We start from the raw sequence: 14,265 nt of genomic DNA, 5'->3' as shown, positions 1-14,265 counted from the left end.
GCTCTGACCCCGCTGCGCCTCACTCCAACGCGTAACGCAGCACAAACAGCACCGCCACCAGCCACACCGCCGGATGCACCTCGCGCCAGCGGCCGGTGCCGGCCTTCAGCGCGGCATAGGCAATGAAGCCGAAGGCCAGGCCGTTGGCGATGGAATAGGTGAACGGCATCGCCAGCGCGCACAACGCCGCCGGCACCGACTCGGTCAGGTCGCTCCAGTCCACTTCCACCAGTTCGCGCAGCATCAAGCCAGCCACGAACAGCAGCGCCGGCGCGGTGGCATAGCCGGGCACCATCGCCGCCAGCGGCGAGAACAGCAGTGCGGCCAGGAACAATGCGGCCACCACCAGCGCGGTCAATCCGGTACGGCCACCCACCTGCACGCCAGAGGCGCTCTCGGCGAAGGCGGTGGTGCTGCTGGTGCCCAGCAGCGAGCCGGCGACAATCGCCGTGCTGTCGGCCAGCAGCGCACGGCCGAACCGCTTCTGTGCACCCGGCAGCTTCAACAGGCCGGCACGGCCGACCACGCCATACAGCGTGCCGGTGGCATCGAACACTTCCACCAGCACGAACACCAGCACCACCTGCAGCAGCACCGCAATCGGTGCGCCACCGTTGTGGTGCAGCAGGCCGGGCAGGTCCAGCTGCATGAAGGTCGGTGCCAGGCTCGGCGGCAACGACACCAGCCCGTGGTACTGCAGATCGCCCAGTGCCCAGCCGGCCGCGGTCACCGCCAGGATGCCGATCAGGATCGCGCCGCGCACGCGCCGCGCTTCCAGGATCGCGATCAGCAGGAAGCCGCCCAGTGCCAGCAGCGGCGGCGCGGAATTGAGCGGGCCCAGCGCGACCAGCGTGTCCTCGTTGCCGATGATCACGCCGGACTTCTGCAGCGCGATGATCGCCAGGAACAGGCCGATGCCGGCTACGATCGCCGACCGCAATGACGCCGGAATGCCCGACACCAGCCACGCGCGCACGCCGGTCAGCGACAGCACCAGGAACACCAGGCCCGAAATGAACACCGCCGCCAACGCCTGCTGCCAGGGCAGGCCGGCAGCACCGACCACGGTGAAGGCGAAGAACGCATTCAAGCCCATGCCCGGGGCCATGCCCACCGGGAAGTTGGCCGCCAGTGCCATCACCACCGAGCCCAGCGCTGCGGCCAGGCAGGTGGCCACGAACACCGCACCTGCATCCATGCCGGTGGTGCCGAGAATCTCGGGATTGACGAAGACGATGTAGGACATCGTCAGGAAGGTGGTGACACCGGCCAGCAGCTCGGTGCGCACGGTGGTGCCGTGCTGCTGCAGCTGGAACAGGCGTTCGAACAGGGACATCGCAGATCTCTCGTACCTGCGCGCCCTGCCGCCCAGAGGGCCTGCGGATGCGTCGCCAGGCGGTTAGAAGTGGTAGTTCAACTTCAGCGTAACGCTGCTGTAGTTGGTATGGAAGCTGCGTCGCGCCGCAGCCGGGTAGTTGGGATCTTCCAGGTAAACCGGGCTGGAGCCCAGGTGGGTGTAGCGGTACTCGGCACCCGCCGAGAGCTGGTCGTTGAAGCGGTAAAGCACACCTGCGCCGACGTTGCCGCCGGTGGAAACATGGGACGCGCGGGTTTCAAATTCGGCGACGCGACACCCATTGGTGGCCTCCACCAGGGACTTGTCGCAGCCCAGCGAAAACTCCTGGCGGGCCACGGTCACGCCGGCGCTGACGTACGGCAGCCACTGGCCTGCGGCGTAACCCAGCGTCAGGTTGATCGCGCCCGAAGGGGTCACCGCATCCTTGCCGTAGTAAGGGCTGTACTGATGGTTGTCGCGGTCCTTCCACTCCTGGTTGATGTTGCCGAAGGACAGGGTGCCTTCGATCCCGGCAACGACGTTGTTGTCGAACTGCCAGTTGCGGCCGACCTGCAGCCCGCCTGCAAAGCCGCGGATGCTCTTTTCAGTGGCATTGGCATTGCTGCGGTCCTGGCTGTGGCCTTCGCCATGGGTGGCATGTGCCCCCAGATGGATGCCTTCCCAGTTCGCCGGCGCGGCAGCGGCGGTGCCGGACAGCAGCAGTGCCGCCGTGGTCGAGATCAGTGCTTTCATGTGTTTCCTACGTGGGGGATGAATCGGGTGCGTAGGAAAACCGAAGCGTTGGGCCAGGAACATACAACGAGTTGCAAAGTGCGGAGCTTGCCGTATGCGACAAGTAATTAACGCTGCTTTACACCTGCAGCCTTCAGCCGAGTGGCGCTGGAGCGCGGCGCGAAAGGGTCAAAAGCGTCAACAAAAATCGATTGCGGCCCCTGAAAGGCGAAAGGCCGCGCGAGCGCGGCCTTTCGTCGTTCCTTACTTCAGCGCCTTGAAGCGCAGGCGCTTCGGCGCAGCGTCGTCGCCCATGCGGCGGCGCTTGTCTTCTTCGTACTCGCGGTAGTTGCCCTGGAAGAACTCCACGTGCGAATCGCCTTCGAACGCCAGGATGTGGGTCGCGATGCGATCCAGGAACCAGCGGTCATGCGAAATGACGAAGGTGTTGCCCGGGAACTCCAGCAGCGCATCTTCCAGCGCACGCAGGGTTTCGATGTCCAGATCGTTGGACGGTTCATCGAGCAGCAGCACGTTGCCACCCTGCAGCAGGGTCTTGGCCATGTGCAGGCGGCCACGCTCACCACCGGACAGCGAACCGACCATCTTCTGCTGGTCCTGGCCCTTGAAGTTGAAGCGGCCGATGTAGGCGCGCGACTGGATCTCGATGCCGTTGATGTTGAGGATGTCCAGGCCGCCCGCGATTTCCTGGAACACGCTGTGGTTGCCTTCCAGCGCGTCACGGCTCTGGTCGACATAGGACAGCTGCACGGTCGGGCCGACCACGATCTCGCCGGTATCCGGCTTTTCCTGGCCGGTGATCATCTTGAACAGGGTCGACTTACCGGCACCGTTGGGGCCGATGATGCCGACGATGGCGCCCGAGGGCACCAGGAAGTTCAGGTTGTCGAACAGCAGGCGGTCGCCGAACTTCTTGGAGACGTTCTTGAATTCCATCACCGCCTGGCCCAGGCGCTCGCCCGGCGGGATGAAGATTTCATTGGTCTCGTTGCGCTTCTGGTAATCGACCGACTGCAGCTCTTCCAGGCGGGCCAGACGGGCCTTGCCCTTGGTGCGGCCGCCCTTGGCGTTCTGGCGCGACCACTCCAGTTCCTTCTGGATAGCCTTCTGGCGAGCCTTTTCCTGGTTGTCTTCCTGCTTCAGGCGCTCATCCTTCTGGGTCAGCCAGTCGGTGTAGTTGCCCTTCCACGGAATGCCGCGGCCGCGGTCCAGTTCCAGGATCCACTCGGCGGCGTTGTCCAGGAAGTAGCGATCATGGGTGACCGCCACGACGGTGCCGGTGTAGCGCGCCAGGAACTGTTCCAGCCATTCCACAGACTCGGCGTCGAGGTGGTTGGTCGGTTCGTCGAGCAGCAGCATGTCCGGCTTCTGCAGCAGCAGGCGGCACAGTGCCACGCGGCGCTTTTCACCACCGGACAGCTTGCCGACGATGGCATCCCACGGCGGCAGGCGCAGCGCATCGGCGGCCACGTCGAGCTGGTTTTCCAGCGTGTGCGCGTCGCCGGCAGCGAGGATCGCCTCCAGGCGCTCCTGTTCCTTGGCCAGCGCGTCGAAATCGGCGCCTTCTTCGGCATAGGCCGCGTAGACCGCGTCCAGCGCAGCCTGTGCCTGCAGCACTTCGCCGACGCCTTCCTCAACCGCTTCACGCACGGTCTTGGTCGGGTCCAGCTCCGGTTCCTGCGCCAGGTAGCCGACCTTGATGCCGGCCTGCGGACGGGCTTCGCCCTCGAAATCGGTGTCCACGCCGGCCATGATCTTCAGCACGGTGGACTTGCCGGCGCCGTTCAGGCCCAGCAGGCCGATCTTCGCGCCCGGGAAGAAGGACAGCGAGATGTCCTTGATGATCTGCCGCTTGGGCGGGACCACCTTGGACACGCGGTTCATGGTGTAGATGTATTGCGAGGACATGAGGTCTCCGTAGGCGCGACCCTGCGCCCGGTCCGTCACGGGGAACTTCCCGTTGCGGCAGCGGGCACAGACTGAATGGAATACCCCCAATTATAGCCGGAACCGGTTCCGGCCCGCGCTGGCCGCAGCGCCCGGGGCTGGCCGCGGCCTGAATACCCGGTCACAGTCCCGCAGCGGGAAGCGTTTCCAGCCGGAAACCGTTCAGATCGCATGCGCAAGATGGGATCACCACCCACCCACCCAGCAGAGGTCTCCCATGCAACTCCATCGACTCATGGCCGGCGCCGTGGCCTCCGTACTGGCGCTGGGTGCCATCGCCCCGGCTTTCGCCGACAACGACCACCGTGGCCGCGACCATGACCGCCGTGAGTGGCGCGAGGATCGCCGGGAATGGCGTCACGACCGCCGCGACTGGGAACGCGACCGTCGCGAAGCGCGCCGCGATTACCGTCACGATCGCCGCTACGACCATGGCTACTACCGTCCGGCACCGCCGCCGCCGCGCGTGGTCTACAGCCCGGGCTACCGGCCCGGCTATGGCTATGGCTGGCAGCGCGGCCACCGCTACCGCGACTACTACCGCGGCCCGATCTACGTGGTGAACGACTACCCGCGCTACCAGCTGCGCCGCCCGCCGTACGGCCACCACTGGATCCGCGATGACCGCGGCAACATGCTGCTGGTCGCCGTGGCAACCGGCATCATCGCCGACTACATCATCAACAACCGTTGATGCAGCGCCGGGGTCGGATCCCTTTCCGCAGGAAAGGGCTCTGACCCCACAACGCCCATTCGAAACCATACGGGGCCGGATTCGTTCGTCGAATCCGGCCCCGGTCGTTTCGGCCCCAGCAGGCCGGGGCGGGGCTACAATCTAGGGCTGAGTCGTACCCCTTTCCCCGCCTGCTGGAGTACCCGATGTTCCCGCGTGACGTCCGCATCGAAACCTACGATCCCGAACTGGCCAAGGCCATCGCCGCTGAGACCCAGCGCCAGGAAGACCACGTCGAGCTGATCGCCAGCGAGAACTACACCAGCCCGGCGGTGATGGAAGCCCAGGGCAGCCAGCTGACCAACAAGTACGCCGAAGGCTATCCGGGCAAGCGCTACTACGGTGGCTGCGAATACGTGGACATCGCCGAGCAGCTGGCGATCGACCGCCTCAAGCAGCTGTTCGACGCGGACTATGCCAACGTGCAGCCGCACAGCGGTTCGCAGGCCAACCAGGCCGTGTACTTCGCGCTGCTGCAGCCGGGCGACACCATCCTCGGCATGAGCCTGGCCCACGGCGGCCACCTCACCCACGGCGCCAAGGTCAACGCCTCGGGCAAGCTGTTCAACGCCGTGCAGTACGGCGTCAACGACCAGGGCCTGATCGATTACGACGAAGTCGAGCGCCTGGCCCTGGAGCACAAGCCGAAGATGGTCGTGGCCGGCTTCTCGGCGTACTCGCAGGTGATCGACTGGGCGCGCTTCCGCGCCATCGCCGACAAGGTCGGTGCCTACCTGTTCGTCGACATGGCGCACGTCGCCGGCCTGGTTGCCGCTGGTGTCTACCCGAGCCCGCTGGAACATGCCCACGTGGTCACCTCGACCACCCACAAGACCCTGCGCGGCCCACGCGGCGGCATCATCGTCGCCAAGGGCGCCGACGAGGACCTGGTCAAGAAGCTGCAGTCGATCGTGTTCCCGGGCATCCAGGGCGGTCCGCTGATGCACGTCATTGCCGGCAAGGCCGTGGCCTTCAAGGAAGCGCTGGAGCCGGGCTTCAAGGCCTACCAGCAGCAGGTCGTGAAGAACGCCCAGGCGATGGCCAACACGCTGATCGCGCGCGGCTACAAGATCGTCTCCGGCGGCACCCAGAACCACCTGATGCTGGTCGACATGATCGGCAAGGACGTGTCCGGCAAGGACGCGGAAGCCGCGCTGGGCAAGGCCCACATCACCGTCAACAAGAACTCGGTGCCGAACGACCCGCGTTCGCCGTTCGTGACCTCGGGCCTGCGCCTGGGCACCCCGGCGGTGACCACCCGTGGTTACGTGGAACAGGACTGCGTGGACCTGGCCAACTGGATCGCCGACGTGCTCGACGCGCCGGCCGACGAAGCCGTGATCGCCCGCGTGCGCGATGCCGTCAGCGCGCAGTGCCGCAAGTACCCGGTCTACGGTTGATCGCCGCAGGGGTCAGAGCCCTTTCCTGACGGAAAGGGATCTGACCCCGAAGCCCGGATCGAAGCAGGGGTCGGATCCCTTCCCGCAGGGAAGGGCTCTGACCCCAGTACCGGAGTAACGCGCATGGACGAGCGCCGCCTCAAGTATCTCTATGCAGCGCTGGTGGTGCCGTTGGGCGCACCCAGCGTGCTGTTCGGCGGGGCGATGGCGGTGATCGGCATGGCGGGAAGCGTGCTTTCACTTGCAGACGGCACCGTCGAATTGCCCGGCCAGGCGTTGATGCTGGTGTGGGGATTGGCCGGCCTCGCCGGTTGCCTCGCCTGGCTCGATCTCAGTTGCGGATACCTGTTTGGAGGACGCAGCGCGCTGCGCACCCGCAGCCGGGTGCAGTGGGGCGCGCTGCTGCTCGGCATGCTCGCGGCGCTGCCGCTGTTGGGCATGGGGCTGTGGCTGGGAATCACACACGGTGTTGAGGGATTGGGTCTGCTGCTGACGGGGCCTTCGCTGCTGGTTCCGGCCGGCATGCTCTTGTGGCTGCGACCGCGCGCGTGAAGCGAGCGATCTGCAAGGAGATTCGAACGCATGGATGAGCGTCTGCACAAACGCCTGTATATCGCCCAATGCCTGCTGCTGGGGTTGCCTGCGCTGGTGGCCGGTGGTGGCGTCGCCGGGTTCGGCATCTACACCTTCCTGATCAGCCATGGGCTGATGCGCGGCGACGAAGGTGCCGTGCTGTTCCTGTGGGCGAGTGCGGGTGTTGCCGGGTTGCTGGCATGGCTGTGGCTCAGCATCCGCTATCTGCGGCAGGGGCGCGAAGGCCTGTGGCGCTCACCGGCGCTGCCATGGATCGGGCTGGTGCTCGGCGCCATCGCGGCACTGGCCGTGGTCGGTGTGGTGCTCTTCAGCTTGTTTGCCGGCAGCCCCTGGCAGGTGCTGGGGTATCTGGTACTGGGCGTGCCGTTGCTGGTACCGGCTGCGCATCTGGTGTGGCTGCGGCGGGGTGCGACCGACGCTGTGTGACTGGCGGTTGGAAGTTTCAGAGAAATTGCATGGTGTGCTGCAGGCGTCAGGACTAGGGTCTTCAGAGCTACTGAAAGGAGCCCCCGATGCAATCCTGGCGCCGCCGACACGGCTTCTACCTGCTTCTCCACAGCCTTCTTTTTTCCATTCCCTGCGCGTTGGCCGGCCTGTTGGGTTCGCTGCTGCTGCTGCTAGGGGTATGGGCGCAGGGCGGTGACAACAGCGCAGTTCTTGGATTGCTTGCGATGTGGGGTGTGCTGTCCGTGACGGCGATCCCACCTGTTTATCAGCTCGTAAACACGTGGCAGATGCGCGGACCGGATGGATTGAAGCCCGCCGCGCCAGTGCTGGAGACGCTGTTTCTAGTGTCAGCTGCTCAGGCTGTGTCCGCGTTGGTGATAACAGTTTCAAGTCTTGGAGTGCATCCGATACTGCTGATATTGGCAATCGGTTGGGGGGCTCCCTGGATCAGCCTCGCCTGCCACTTCCGATGGCTGTCGAAGGCCAGCGGGCGCGAGTGAAGAAAAACGGAATTTGCTGCCTGGCCCCTTCTCAGGTACCGTTGCGACGCTGCCACGACCGTGGCAGCAGGTATTTCCCTGAGCCAGGCGTTCAATGCATTGCCCCTTCTGCCAGCATGCCGATACACGGGTCATCGACTCGCGCGTCTCCGAAGACGGCGCGACGATTCGTCGTCGGCGTGAGTGCGAGGCGTGCAACGAACGCTTCAGTACCCTGGAAACCGTCGAACTGAAGCTGCCGGCCATCGTCAAGAGCGATGGCACCCGCGAAGCCTTCGATGCCCGCAAGGTGCGCGCCGGCTTCGACCGCGCGCTGCAGAAGCGCGCGGTACCGGAAGAGAAGATCGAAGCGGCGGTACGCGCGGTGGTGCATCAGCTGCGTATCAGCGGCGAACGCGAAGTGCCCTCGATCAAGGTCGGCGAGTTCGTCATGAATGAACTGCGCAAGCTCGACCATGTTGGTTATGTGCGTTTCGCCTCGGTGTACCGCAGCTTCGAGGACGTGGCCGATTTCCGCGAGGAGATCGAGAAGCTCGAACGCGACTTGCCGTCGAGCACCGAACAATTGCAGCTGCTGGGTGATGTGATCGCCCTGACCAAGAAGAAGAAGGGCTGACGCCCGTTGCCCTGGTAGATGCCAACCTTGGTTGGCGCTGCGCCGTCATCCACGCATGGCGTGGATCTACTGGACTCTGCCAACCTTGGTTGGCGTCGTGCCGCCATCCACGCATGGCGTGGATCCATACCAACGGCGCTACCATGGAGGCATGAGCACATCGTTCTCCGTCCTCGACCACCTGCACATGGCCAACGCACTGCGTCTGGCCGAGCGTGCCGCCTATACCACCCGCCCCAATCCGATGGTCGGCTGCGTGATCGCCCATGGCGAGCGCGTGGTCGGGCAGGGCTGGCACCAGCGTGCCGGTGGCCCGCATGCCGAAGTGTTCGCCCTGCGCGAGGCCGGCGCCGAAGCGCGTGGTGCCACCGCCTACGTCACCCTGGAACCCTGCGCGCATTACGGCCGCACGCCGCCGTGCGCGTTGGCGCTGATCGACGCCGGCGTGTCGCGTGTTGTGGCCGCGATGCGCGACCCGTTCCCGAAAGTGGATGGCGGTGGTTTCGATCTGCTGCGCGAAGCTGGCATCGAGGTCGCCGAGGGCCTGATGGCCGAGCAGGCGCGAGAACTCAACAAGGGCTTCCTGTCGCGCGTGGAGCGCGGTCGTCCGTGGCTGCGGGTGAAGCTCGCAGCCAGCCTGGATGGCCGTACCGCGATGGCCGACGGCAGCTCGAAGTGGATCACCGGCCCCGCCGCGCGCGAGGATGTGCAGCACTGGCGCGCTCGTGCCGGTGCGATCCTGACCGGTGCCGACACCGTGATCGCCGACGACCCGATGCTGACCGTGCGCCTGGCTGACACCGAAGTGATGCCACCGTTGCGCGTGGTGCTGGATTCGCGCCTGCGTTCGCTGGAATGCAGCCGCGTGCGCGAAGGTGGAGCACCGACGCTGTACCTGCACGATGCGATGATCAGCCCGCCCGACGCAGCCGACGCGGCATTCGCCAGCGTCGCTGTCCGCCACGGCCGCCTTGATCTGGGCGCGGTACTGGCACTCCTCGCCGAACGCGGCATCAACGAAGTGCATACCGAAGCTGGCGCGACGCTGGCCGGTGCACTGCTGCGCGGCGGCTGGGTGGACGAACTGCTGCTGTACCAGGCACCGACCCTGCTCGGCGACAGCGGCCGCCCGCTGCTGGCAGGTCTTGGCATCGACACGATGGACCAGCAGCGCCGCCTGCGCGTGGTCGATCAGCGCCAGGTGGGTGAGGATCTGCGGTTGCTGCTGCGCCCCTGAAAAAGGGACGGAGGGGATTAAGTCGTTTATGCCACAAACGACTCAATCCCCTCCGTCCCTTTTTCAGTTCGGCAGGTGCTCGTTCCACTCGAAGAACGGCAGGAACGCATCCGCCAGTCCGCTCATCAGCGGGGTTGGGTTCTGCACGCGCCAGGCACCACCGTCAGGGTCGCGGTGGAACGACACCGTGATGATCCTTTCCCGGTCCGGTGCCACGGCGATCATCTGCGTATATGCCGTCGCCAGCTCCCTCGCCATCTGCGGCGGGTGCGGTCCATTGAACGGCACGGGATGCTGTCGATACACGGGCAGCAGTGCCGACAGGTCGGGCAGGTGGCAGCGATAGTCGACGTCGGCGCTGTCGGTCTGCGCATGGCGCACGCTGTCGGTGGCGCAATGCACCGAGGCTTGCCGCTTGCGTAGCGCCGCCGCGGCCTTCGGCCAATCAGCCAGTTCGGGCGCCTCGTCCAGATGGCTTGCGCCCGCCAATGCCGCGGCGAAGTCAGCCCCGTTGTCCGTATCGAGATAGCGGGCCAGCGTTGCCTGTGCCGCTGCATCGCCGTGCACGATCACCTGTGCATACAGGTCGAATGCCTGCACGGGCGTCAGCGCAGGTGCCGACGCCAGTGCAGTACCAGGGGCCAGCAGCAGCGCAGCCAGCCCCAGCTGTTTCAGCAGAACCACCTCAGGCGCACTCGTCGGTCCACATCATCTCGGCCATCGGACGCAGCGACTTGCACTCCTGCGTCATCTCCTCGGCCGACATCACCTGCGTCTTCGCCTTCAGCTCTTCGGCCATCGCATCAACACCGCTGATCTGGTCCGGCGCGATCTTTGCCACGCAGCTGCGGTGTTGCTGCAACAGCAGATCGCAGGCCGGCACGCCGGTCACCTTCGGTGCCTTGGCCGCTTCAACGTCCTGCAGCCATTCTTCGAACGGCGCCAGCGCGCCCAGCACCGGGCCCACCAGATCGTCGAAGTTGCTGCTGTACCAGTAGCCCTTGTCCTTCGCGGTGTACAGGGTGAGGGTGCCGGTCACGGCCTTGCGCGGGCCGCTCTGCACGGCCTTGGTATAGGCATCGGTGAAGCGCGCGCGCGGAGCCTTGTCCTCACCCGTCAGGCTGGCGAGGAACAACGGCTGCACATTGCCCAGGTCGGCTAGCTGGCAGCTGAAATCGACCCTGGCGATCTTCTGGTCGTCCACGTACTCGTTGTCTTCCACCGTGCTGCGCGTGGCACGGCACTGCGAGGCCTTCAGCGCCTTGGCGTACATCGCTTCGGCCGCTGCGGGATCGCCCTTCACGCCGGCCACGGCCAACACCGTCTGCCACGGTTCGGCCAGGGCCTGGGCCATCATGCCCGGCACCGGCGTTACCGAGTCCTGGCCGTCGAAGGCCGGCTTCAGCGCGTCGTTGAGCGTGCGCGCGGCAGCGGCATCGTCTTCCAGCAATGCGCGTGCGTACAGATCGAAGGTCTGTTCCGGCGTCAGCTGCGCCGGTGCGGCCGAAGCGAACAACGGGGCGCACAGCAGCGCGGTGGCCAGCAGGCCGCGGATCGGGGTCTTCATGACGGTGTTCCTGTTCCAGAGGGCGGCAAGCCTAGCGCACTTGCCATGGCATTCGATGGTGCGCGACAGCCAAGCATATTGCGCGCGGCGGCCAACAAAAAACGGGCCCCTTGCGGGACCCGTTCGATCACACGACGAGGATCGGGCAATCAGAAGCTGGCGCGCACGCCGGCCGAGTACTGGGTGACGTCGCGATAGCCGGAGATCTCACCGACCAGGCCCCAGGTACGGGTGAAGTTGATCTGGCCACCGAGGGTGCCGACCCAGGTGCCCTTGAACTCGTTGCCGCCGTCCATGTAACCGGCCTTGATCCAGGCTTCGGTCATGCGCGAAGGCTTGCCACGCAGGCCCATGGTGGCACGCACCAGGTTGGTGTGGTCTTTCACGGTGAAGCGGCCGTAGTCCACGTCCTTCACGGTGATCTCCGCCTGCTGGCGGACCCAGGCGATGTCGGCGGTGTAGTCGACGCGGTCGCTGAAGGGCATGTGGTAACCAATGCCCAGCTCCGGCTGGTTCAACTTCAGCTTCATCGAGCCGTAGTCGTAGTCGTACGACTTGCTGCCGTAGTTCCAGCCGCCGAACACGTGCACCTGCTCGGCCAGCGCGATCGAACCGCGCACGTAGCCACCATCGACCTTCGGATCGTTGAACACGTCGTCGTCGGTCTTGACCTGGGTCCAGCCGCCTTCGACGTAGGTGTAGCTCAGGGCGTCGGCCGAGGCTGAGAACGGGGCAGCGGCCAGCAGGGCGGCCACGATCAGGATCTTGCGCATGGGAATTCCTGTGAATTTCAGTCCATTGGCGGTCCACCTATGCGGCAGTCCGTGGCGACCTCATGTCGTCCGACCGCCGATTTTAATGAAAGTTTTACGAAATGCGAGCGACGGCCGTCACAGCTGGGGTGCGACGGGGTCGGATCCGTTTCCCCACGGGAAACGGCTCTGACCCTATGGCCCCTGTAGCGAACCGGGGTCAGCGCCCTTTCCTGCAGAAAGGGATCCGACCCCTGGGCATCCGACCCCGTTCAGCCCGGGCTGTTACACTGGGCGGGCCGGTTCGCCGGTACACAAACGTCTTCAGGGCGGGGTGCAATTCCCCACCGGCGGTAGGTGCGCAAGCACGAGCCCGCGAGCGCCCCGGCCTTACCGCCGGGGGTCAGCAGATCCGGTCCAATGCCGGAGCCGACGGTCATAGTCCGGATGAAAGAAGACGGTGCCACAGGGCCTTCGCGGCCCTGCGCCCGCCTGTTTGCCTTGCGGCGTTTTTCGCTCACTTTTCGCGGAGAACGTTACTTGTTTACTGGAATCATCGAAGGCGTCGGCCGTCTGGCCGCTCGCGAATCCATCGGCGGCGATGTCCGCTTTACTTTCACTGTCGGGAATCTGCCGTTCGACAACGTGCAGATGGGCGAGAGCATCGCCATCAACGGCGTCTGCCTCACTGTCATCGCGTTCGACGCCAGCAGCTTCCAGGCCGATGCGTCCACCGAGACCCTGGGCCTGACCACGCTGGGCCAGCTGGCCGAAGGCGCCGTCATCAACCTCGAACGTGCCATGCGCCCGACCGACCGCCTTGGCGGCCATCTGGTCAGCGGCCACGTCGACGGCCTCGGCCAGGTGCTGTCCATCCACGAAGATGCCCGTGCCCAGCGCTGGCGTTTCGCCGCGCCGGCCGCGCTGCGCCGCTACATCGCCAAGAAGGGCTCGATCTGCGTGGACGGCGTCAGCCTCACCGTCAACGAAGTGGATGACGAAGGTTTTGAAGTCGCGCTGATCCCGCACACCGTGGCCAACACCGCGTTCTCCGCCACCGGCGTGGGCAGCGCGATCAATCTTGAAATCGACCTGGTCGCGCGTTATGTGGAGCGCCTGATCAGTGTGCCGACCAACGGTCAGCACCCACAGGGAGATGCCGCATGAACTTCGCTCCGATTCCCGACATCCTGGAAGACATCCGCCTCGGCCGCATGGTCGTCATCGTCGATGACGAAGACCGCGAGAACGAAGGCGACCTGATCATGGCCGCTGAGCTGGTCAAGGCCAGCGACATCAACTTCATGGTTACCCATGGCCGTGGCCTGGTGTGCCTGCCGCTGACCCGCACCCGCGCCGCCGATCTCGGCCTGGCGCCGATGGTGCAGGCCAATACCGCGCAGTTCCAGACCAACTTCACCGTCAGCATCGAAGCGGCTGAAGGCGTGACCACCGGCATTTCCGCCCATGACCGCGCCCACACCATCCGCACCGCGGTGAAGCCCAACGCCAAGCCGGCCGACCTGCACCAGCCGGGCCACATCTTCCCGCTGATCGCCCAGCCCGGTGGCGTGCTGACCCGCGCCGGCCACACCGAAGCCGGCGTCGACCTGGCCATGCTGGCCGGGCTGGAACCGGCCGGCGTGCTGGTGGAGATCCTCAACCCCGACGGCAGCATGGCGCGCCGCCCGGAACTGGAAGTGTTCGCCCGCGAGCACGGTCTGAAGATGGGCTCGATCGCCGATCTGATCGCCTACCGCCTGGCCACCGAAAAGACGGTCGAGCGCGTCGATGAGCGCGAGATCGAGACCGAATTCGGCCCGTTCAAGCTGGTCACCTACCGCGACCGCATCGCCCACGACCTGCATTTCGCCCTGGTCCGTGGCACCCCGGATGCTGACACCCCGACCCTGGTGCGCGTGCAGGTGGAAAATCCGTTGGCCGACCTGCTGCACTGGCGTCGCGACGACTTCGGCGTGGCCGCGACCGATGCCCTGCGCGCGATCGATGCCGAAGGCGCCGGCGTGATGGTGGTGCTGCAGGCCCCGCGCGACGGCGAAGGCCTGCTGGCCCGCCTGCGCCAGCAGCCGGCGCCGGTGGTGCCGGGCAAGGACAAGGACGTGAGCCAGTGGCGCCGCAACGGTGCCGGTGCGCAGATCCTGTCCGACCTGGGCCTGGGCAAGCTGCGCGTGCTGGGCACCCCGCGTCGCCAGATCGGCCTGGCCGGGTACGGCCTGGAAGTGGTGGAGACGGTCACCCCGTAAACCCCTTGGCGTGCCGACCAACGGTCGGCACCCACCATCTGCCCTCTGGTGCGTGCCGACCCCGTGCCCCCGGTGCGTGCCGACCCCGTGCCACCGGTGGGTGCCGACCGTTGGTCGGC

The 14,265-nt window shown here is 65.8% G+C and carries 15 protein-coding genes and 1 riboswitch; of the genes, 9 read left to right on the top strand and 6 right to left on the bottom strand.

The genetic code is table 11. The features are described from left to right. Nucleotides 1-19 precede the first annotated feature (19 nt). The 3 genes from ACFX4F_RS12880 to ettA form a co-directional block, all read right to left on the bottom strand. Entirely contained in the window at nucleotides 20-1,336 is a 1,317-nt protein-coding gene (locus ACFX4F_RS12880) for an NCS2 family permease (protein ID WP_380655846.1), read from the bottom strand. Between the two features lie 63 nt (nucleotides 1,337-1,399). After that, entirely contained in the window at nucleotides 1,400-2,089 is a 690-nt protein-coding gene (locus tag ACFX4F_RS12875) for an outer membrane protein (RefSeq protein WP_380655843.1), read from the bottom strand. Between the two features lie 243 nt (nucleotides 2,090-2,332). Then, complete coding sequence (ettA, locus tag ACFX4F_RS12870; protein ID WP_025876664.1) at nucleotides 2,333-3,997, bottom strand: energy-dependent translational throttle protein EttA; 1,665 nt, start codon at nucleotides 3,995-3,997, stop codon at nucleotides 2,333-2,335. A 256-nt stretch (nucleotides 3,998-4,253) separates the two neighbouring features. Between ettA and ACFX4F_RS12865 the strand changes: the two genes are divergently transcribed. The 7 genes from ACFX4F_RS12865 to ribD all read left to right on the top strand — a co-directional run bounded on the left by ACFX4F_RS12865 (nucleotide 4,254) and on the right by ribD (nucleotide 9,563). Then, nucleotides 4,254-4,730, top strand: a complete 477-nt coding sequence (locus ACFX4F_RS12865; protein ID WP_099820331.1) for an RcnB family protein — start codon at nucleotides 4,254-4,256, stop codon at nucleotides 4,728-4,730. Between the two features lie 185 nt (nucleotides 4,731-4,915). Beyond that, entirely contained in the window at nucleotides 4,916-6,169 is a 1,254-nt protein-coding gene (gene glyA / locus ACFX4F_RS12860; protein ID WP_099820330.1) for a serine hydroxymethyltransferase, read from the top strand. Between the two features lie 123 nt (nucleotides 6,170-6,292). Beyond that, nucleotides 6,293-6,721, top strand: a complete 429-nt coding sequence (locus tag ACFX4F_RS12855; protein ID WP_380655836.1) for a hypothetical protein — start codon at nucleotides 6,293-6,295, stop codon at nucleotides 6,719-6,721. Between the two features lie 30 nt (nucleotides 6,722-6,751). Then, complete coding sequence (locus ACFX4F_RS12850) at nucleotides 6,752-7,189, top strand: hypothetical protein (RefSeq protein ID WP_099820328.1); 438 nt, start codon at nucleotides 6,752-6,754, stop codon at nucleotides 7,187-7,189. 86 nt (nucleotides 7,190-7,275) lie between these two features. Further along, nucleotides 7,276-7,710 (top strand): hypothetical protein, encoded by a 435-nt coding sequence (locus ACFX4F_RS12845; RefSeq protein WP_099820327.1) that lies wholly within the window; start codon nucleotides 7,276-7,278, stop codon nucleotides 7,708-7,710. Between the two features lie 94 nt (nucleotides 7,711-7,804). Continuing rightward, nucleotides 7,805-8,326 carry a transcriptional regulator NrdR gene (gene nrdR / locus ACFX4F_RS12840; protein WP_025876654.1) on the top strand — a complete coding sequence of 174 codons (522 nt, stop codon included), beginning with the start codon at nucleotides 7,805-7,807 and terminating at the stop codon, nucleotides 8,324-8,326. Nucleotides 8,327-8,477: 151 nt separating this feature from the next. After that, entirely contained in the window at nucleotides 8,478-9,563 is a 1,086-nt protein-coding gene (gene ribD, locus ACFX4F_RS12835) for a bifunctional diaminohydroxyphosphoribosylaminopyrimidine deaminase/5-amino-6-(5-phosphoribosylamino)uracil reductase RibD (RefSeq protein ID WP_099820326.1), read from the top strand. Between the two features lie 63 nt (nucleotides 9,564-9,626). On the opposite strand, the gene ACFX4F_RS12830 is transcribed toward ribD, so the two are convergent. From ACFX4F_RS12830 to ACFX4F_RS12820, 3 genes are all read right to left on the bottom strand, one after another. After that, nucleotides 9,627-10,247 (bottom strand): hypothetical protein, encoded by a 621-nt coding sequence (locus ACFX4F_RS12830; protein WP_099820325.1) that lies wholly within the window; start codon nucleotides 10,245-10,247, stop codon nucleotides 9,627-9,629. 1 nt (nucleotide 10,248) lies between these two features. Further along, nucleotides 10,249-11,130, bottom strand: coding sequence for a hypothetical protein (locus ACFX4F_RS12825; RefSeq protein ID WP_099820324.1), 882 nt, complete (start codon nucleotides 11,128-11,130; stop codon nucleotides 10,249-10,251). A gap of 149 nt (nucleotides 11,131-11,279) precedes the next feature. Continuing rightward, the gene (locus ACFX4F_RS12820; RefSeq protein WP_099820323.1) at nucleotides 11,280-11,903 is read right to left on the bottom strand and encodes an outer membrane beta-barrel protein; all 624 of its coding nucleotides are present in this window, start codon (nucleotides 11,901-11,903) and stop codon (nucleotides 11,280-11,282) included. A 295-nt stretch (nucleotides 11,904-12,198) separates the two neighbouring features. Then, nucleotides 12,199-12,345: riboswitch (FMN riboswitch) on the top strand. A gap of 77 nt (nucleotides 12,346-12,422) precedes the next feature. On the opposite strand from ACFX4F_RS12820, the gene ACFX4F_RS12815 reads away from it, so the two are divergent. Continuing rightward, complete coding sequence (locus ACFX4F_RS12815; RefSeq protein WP_099820322.1) at nucleotides 12,423-13,049, top strand: riboflavin synthase; 627 nt, start codon at nucleotides 12,423-12,425, stop codon at nucleotides 13,047-13,049. Continuing rightward, the gene (gene ribB / locus ACFX4F_RS12810) at nucleotides 13,046-14,146 is read left to right on the top strand and encodes a 3,4-dihydroxy-2-butanone-4-phosphate synthase (protein WP_099820321.1); all 1,101 of its coding nucleotides are present in this window, start codon (nucleotides 13,046-13,048) and stop codon (nucleotides 14,144-14,146) included. Before ACFX4F_RS12815 ends, ribB begins: the two co-directional genes overlap by 4 nt. Nucleotides 14,147-14,265: the final 119 nt, after the last annotated feature.

It is taken from the genome of Stenotrophomonas sp. YIM B13575 (assembly GCF_042787595.1).
GTDB classification, from domain to species: Bacteria; Pseudomonadota; Gammaproteobacteria; order Xanthomonadales; family Xanthomonadaceae; genus Stenotrophomonas; species Stenotrophomonas lactitubi_B.
Note: the sequence above shows the minus strand (reverse complement) of the source record. Positions and strands in the feature narration are given on the sequence as shown.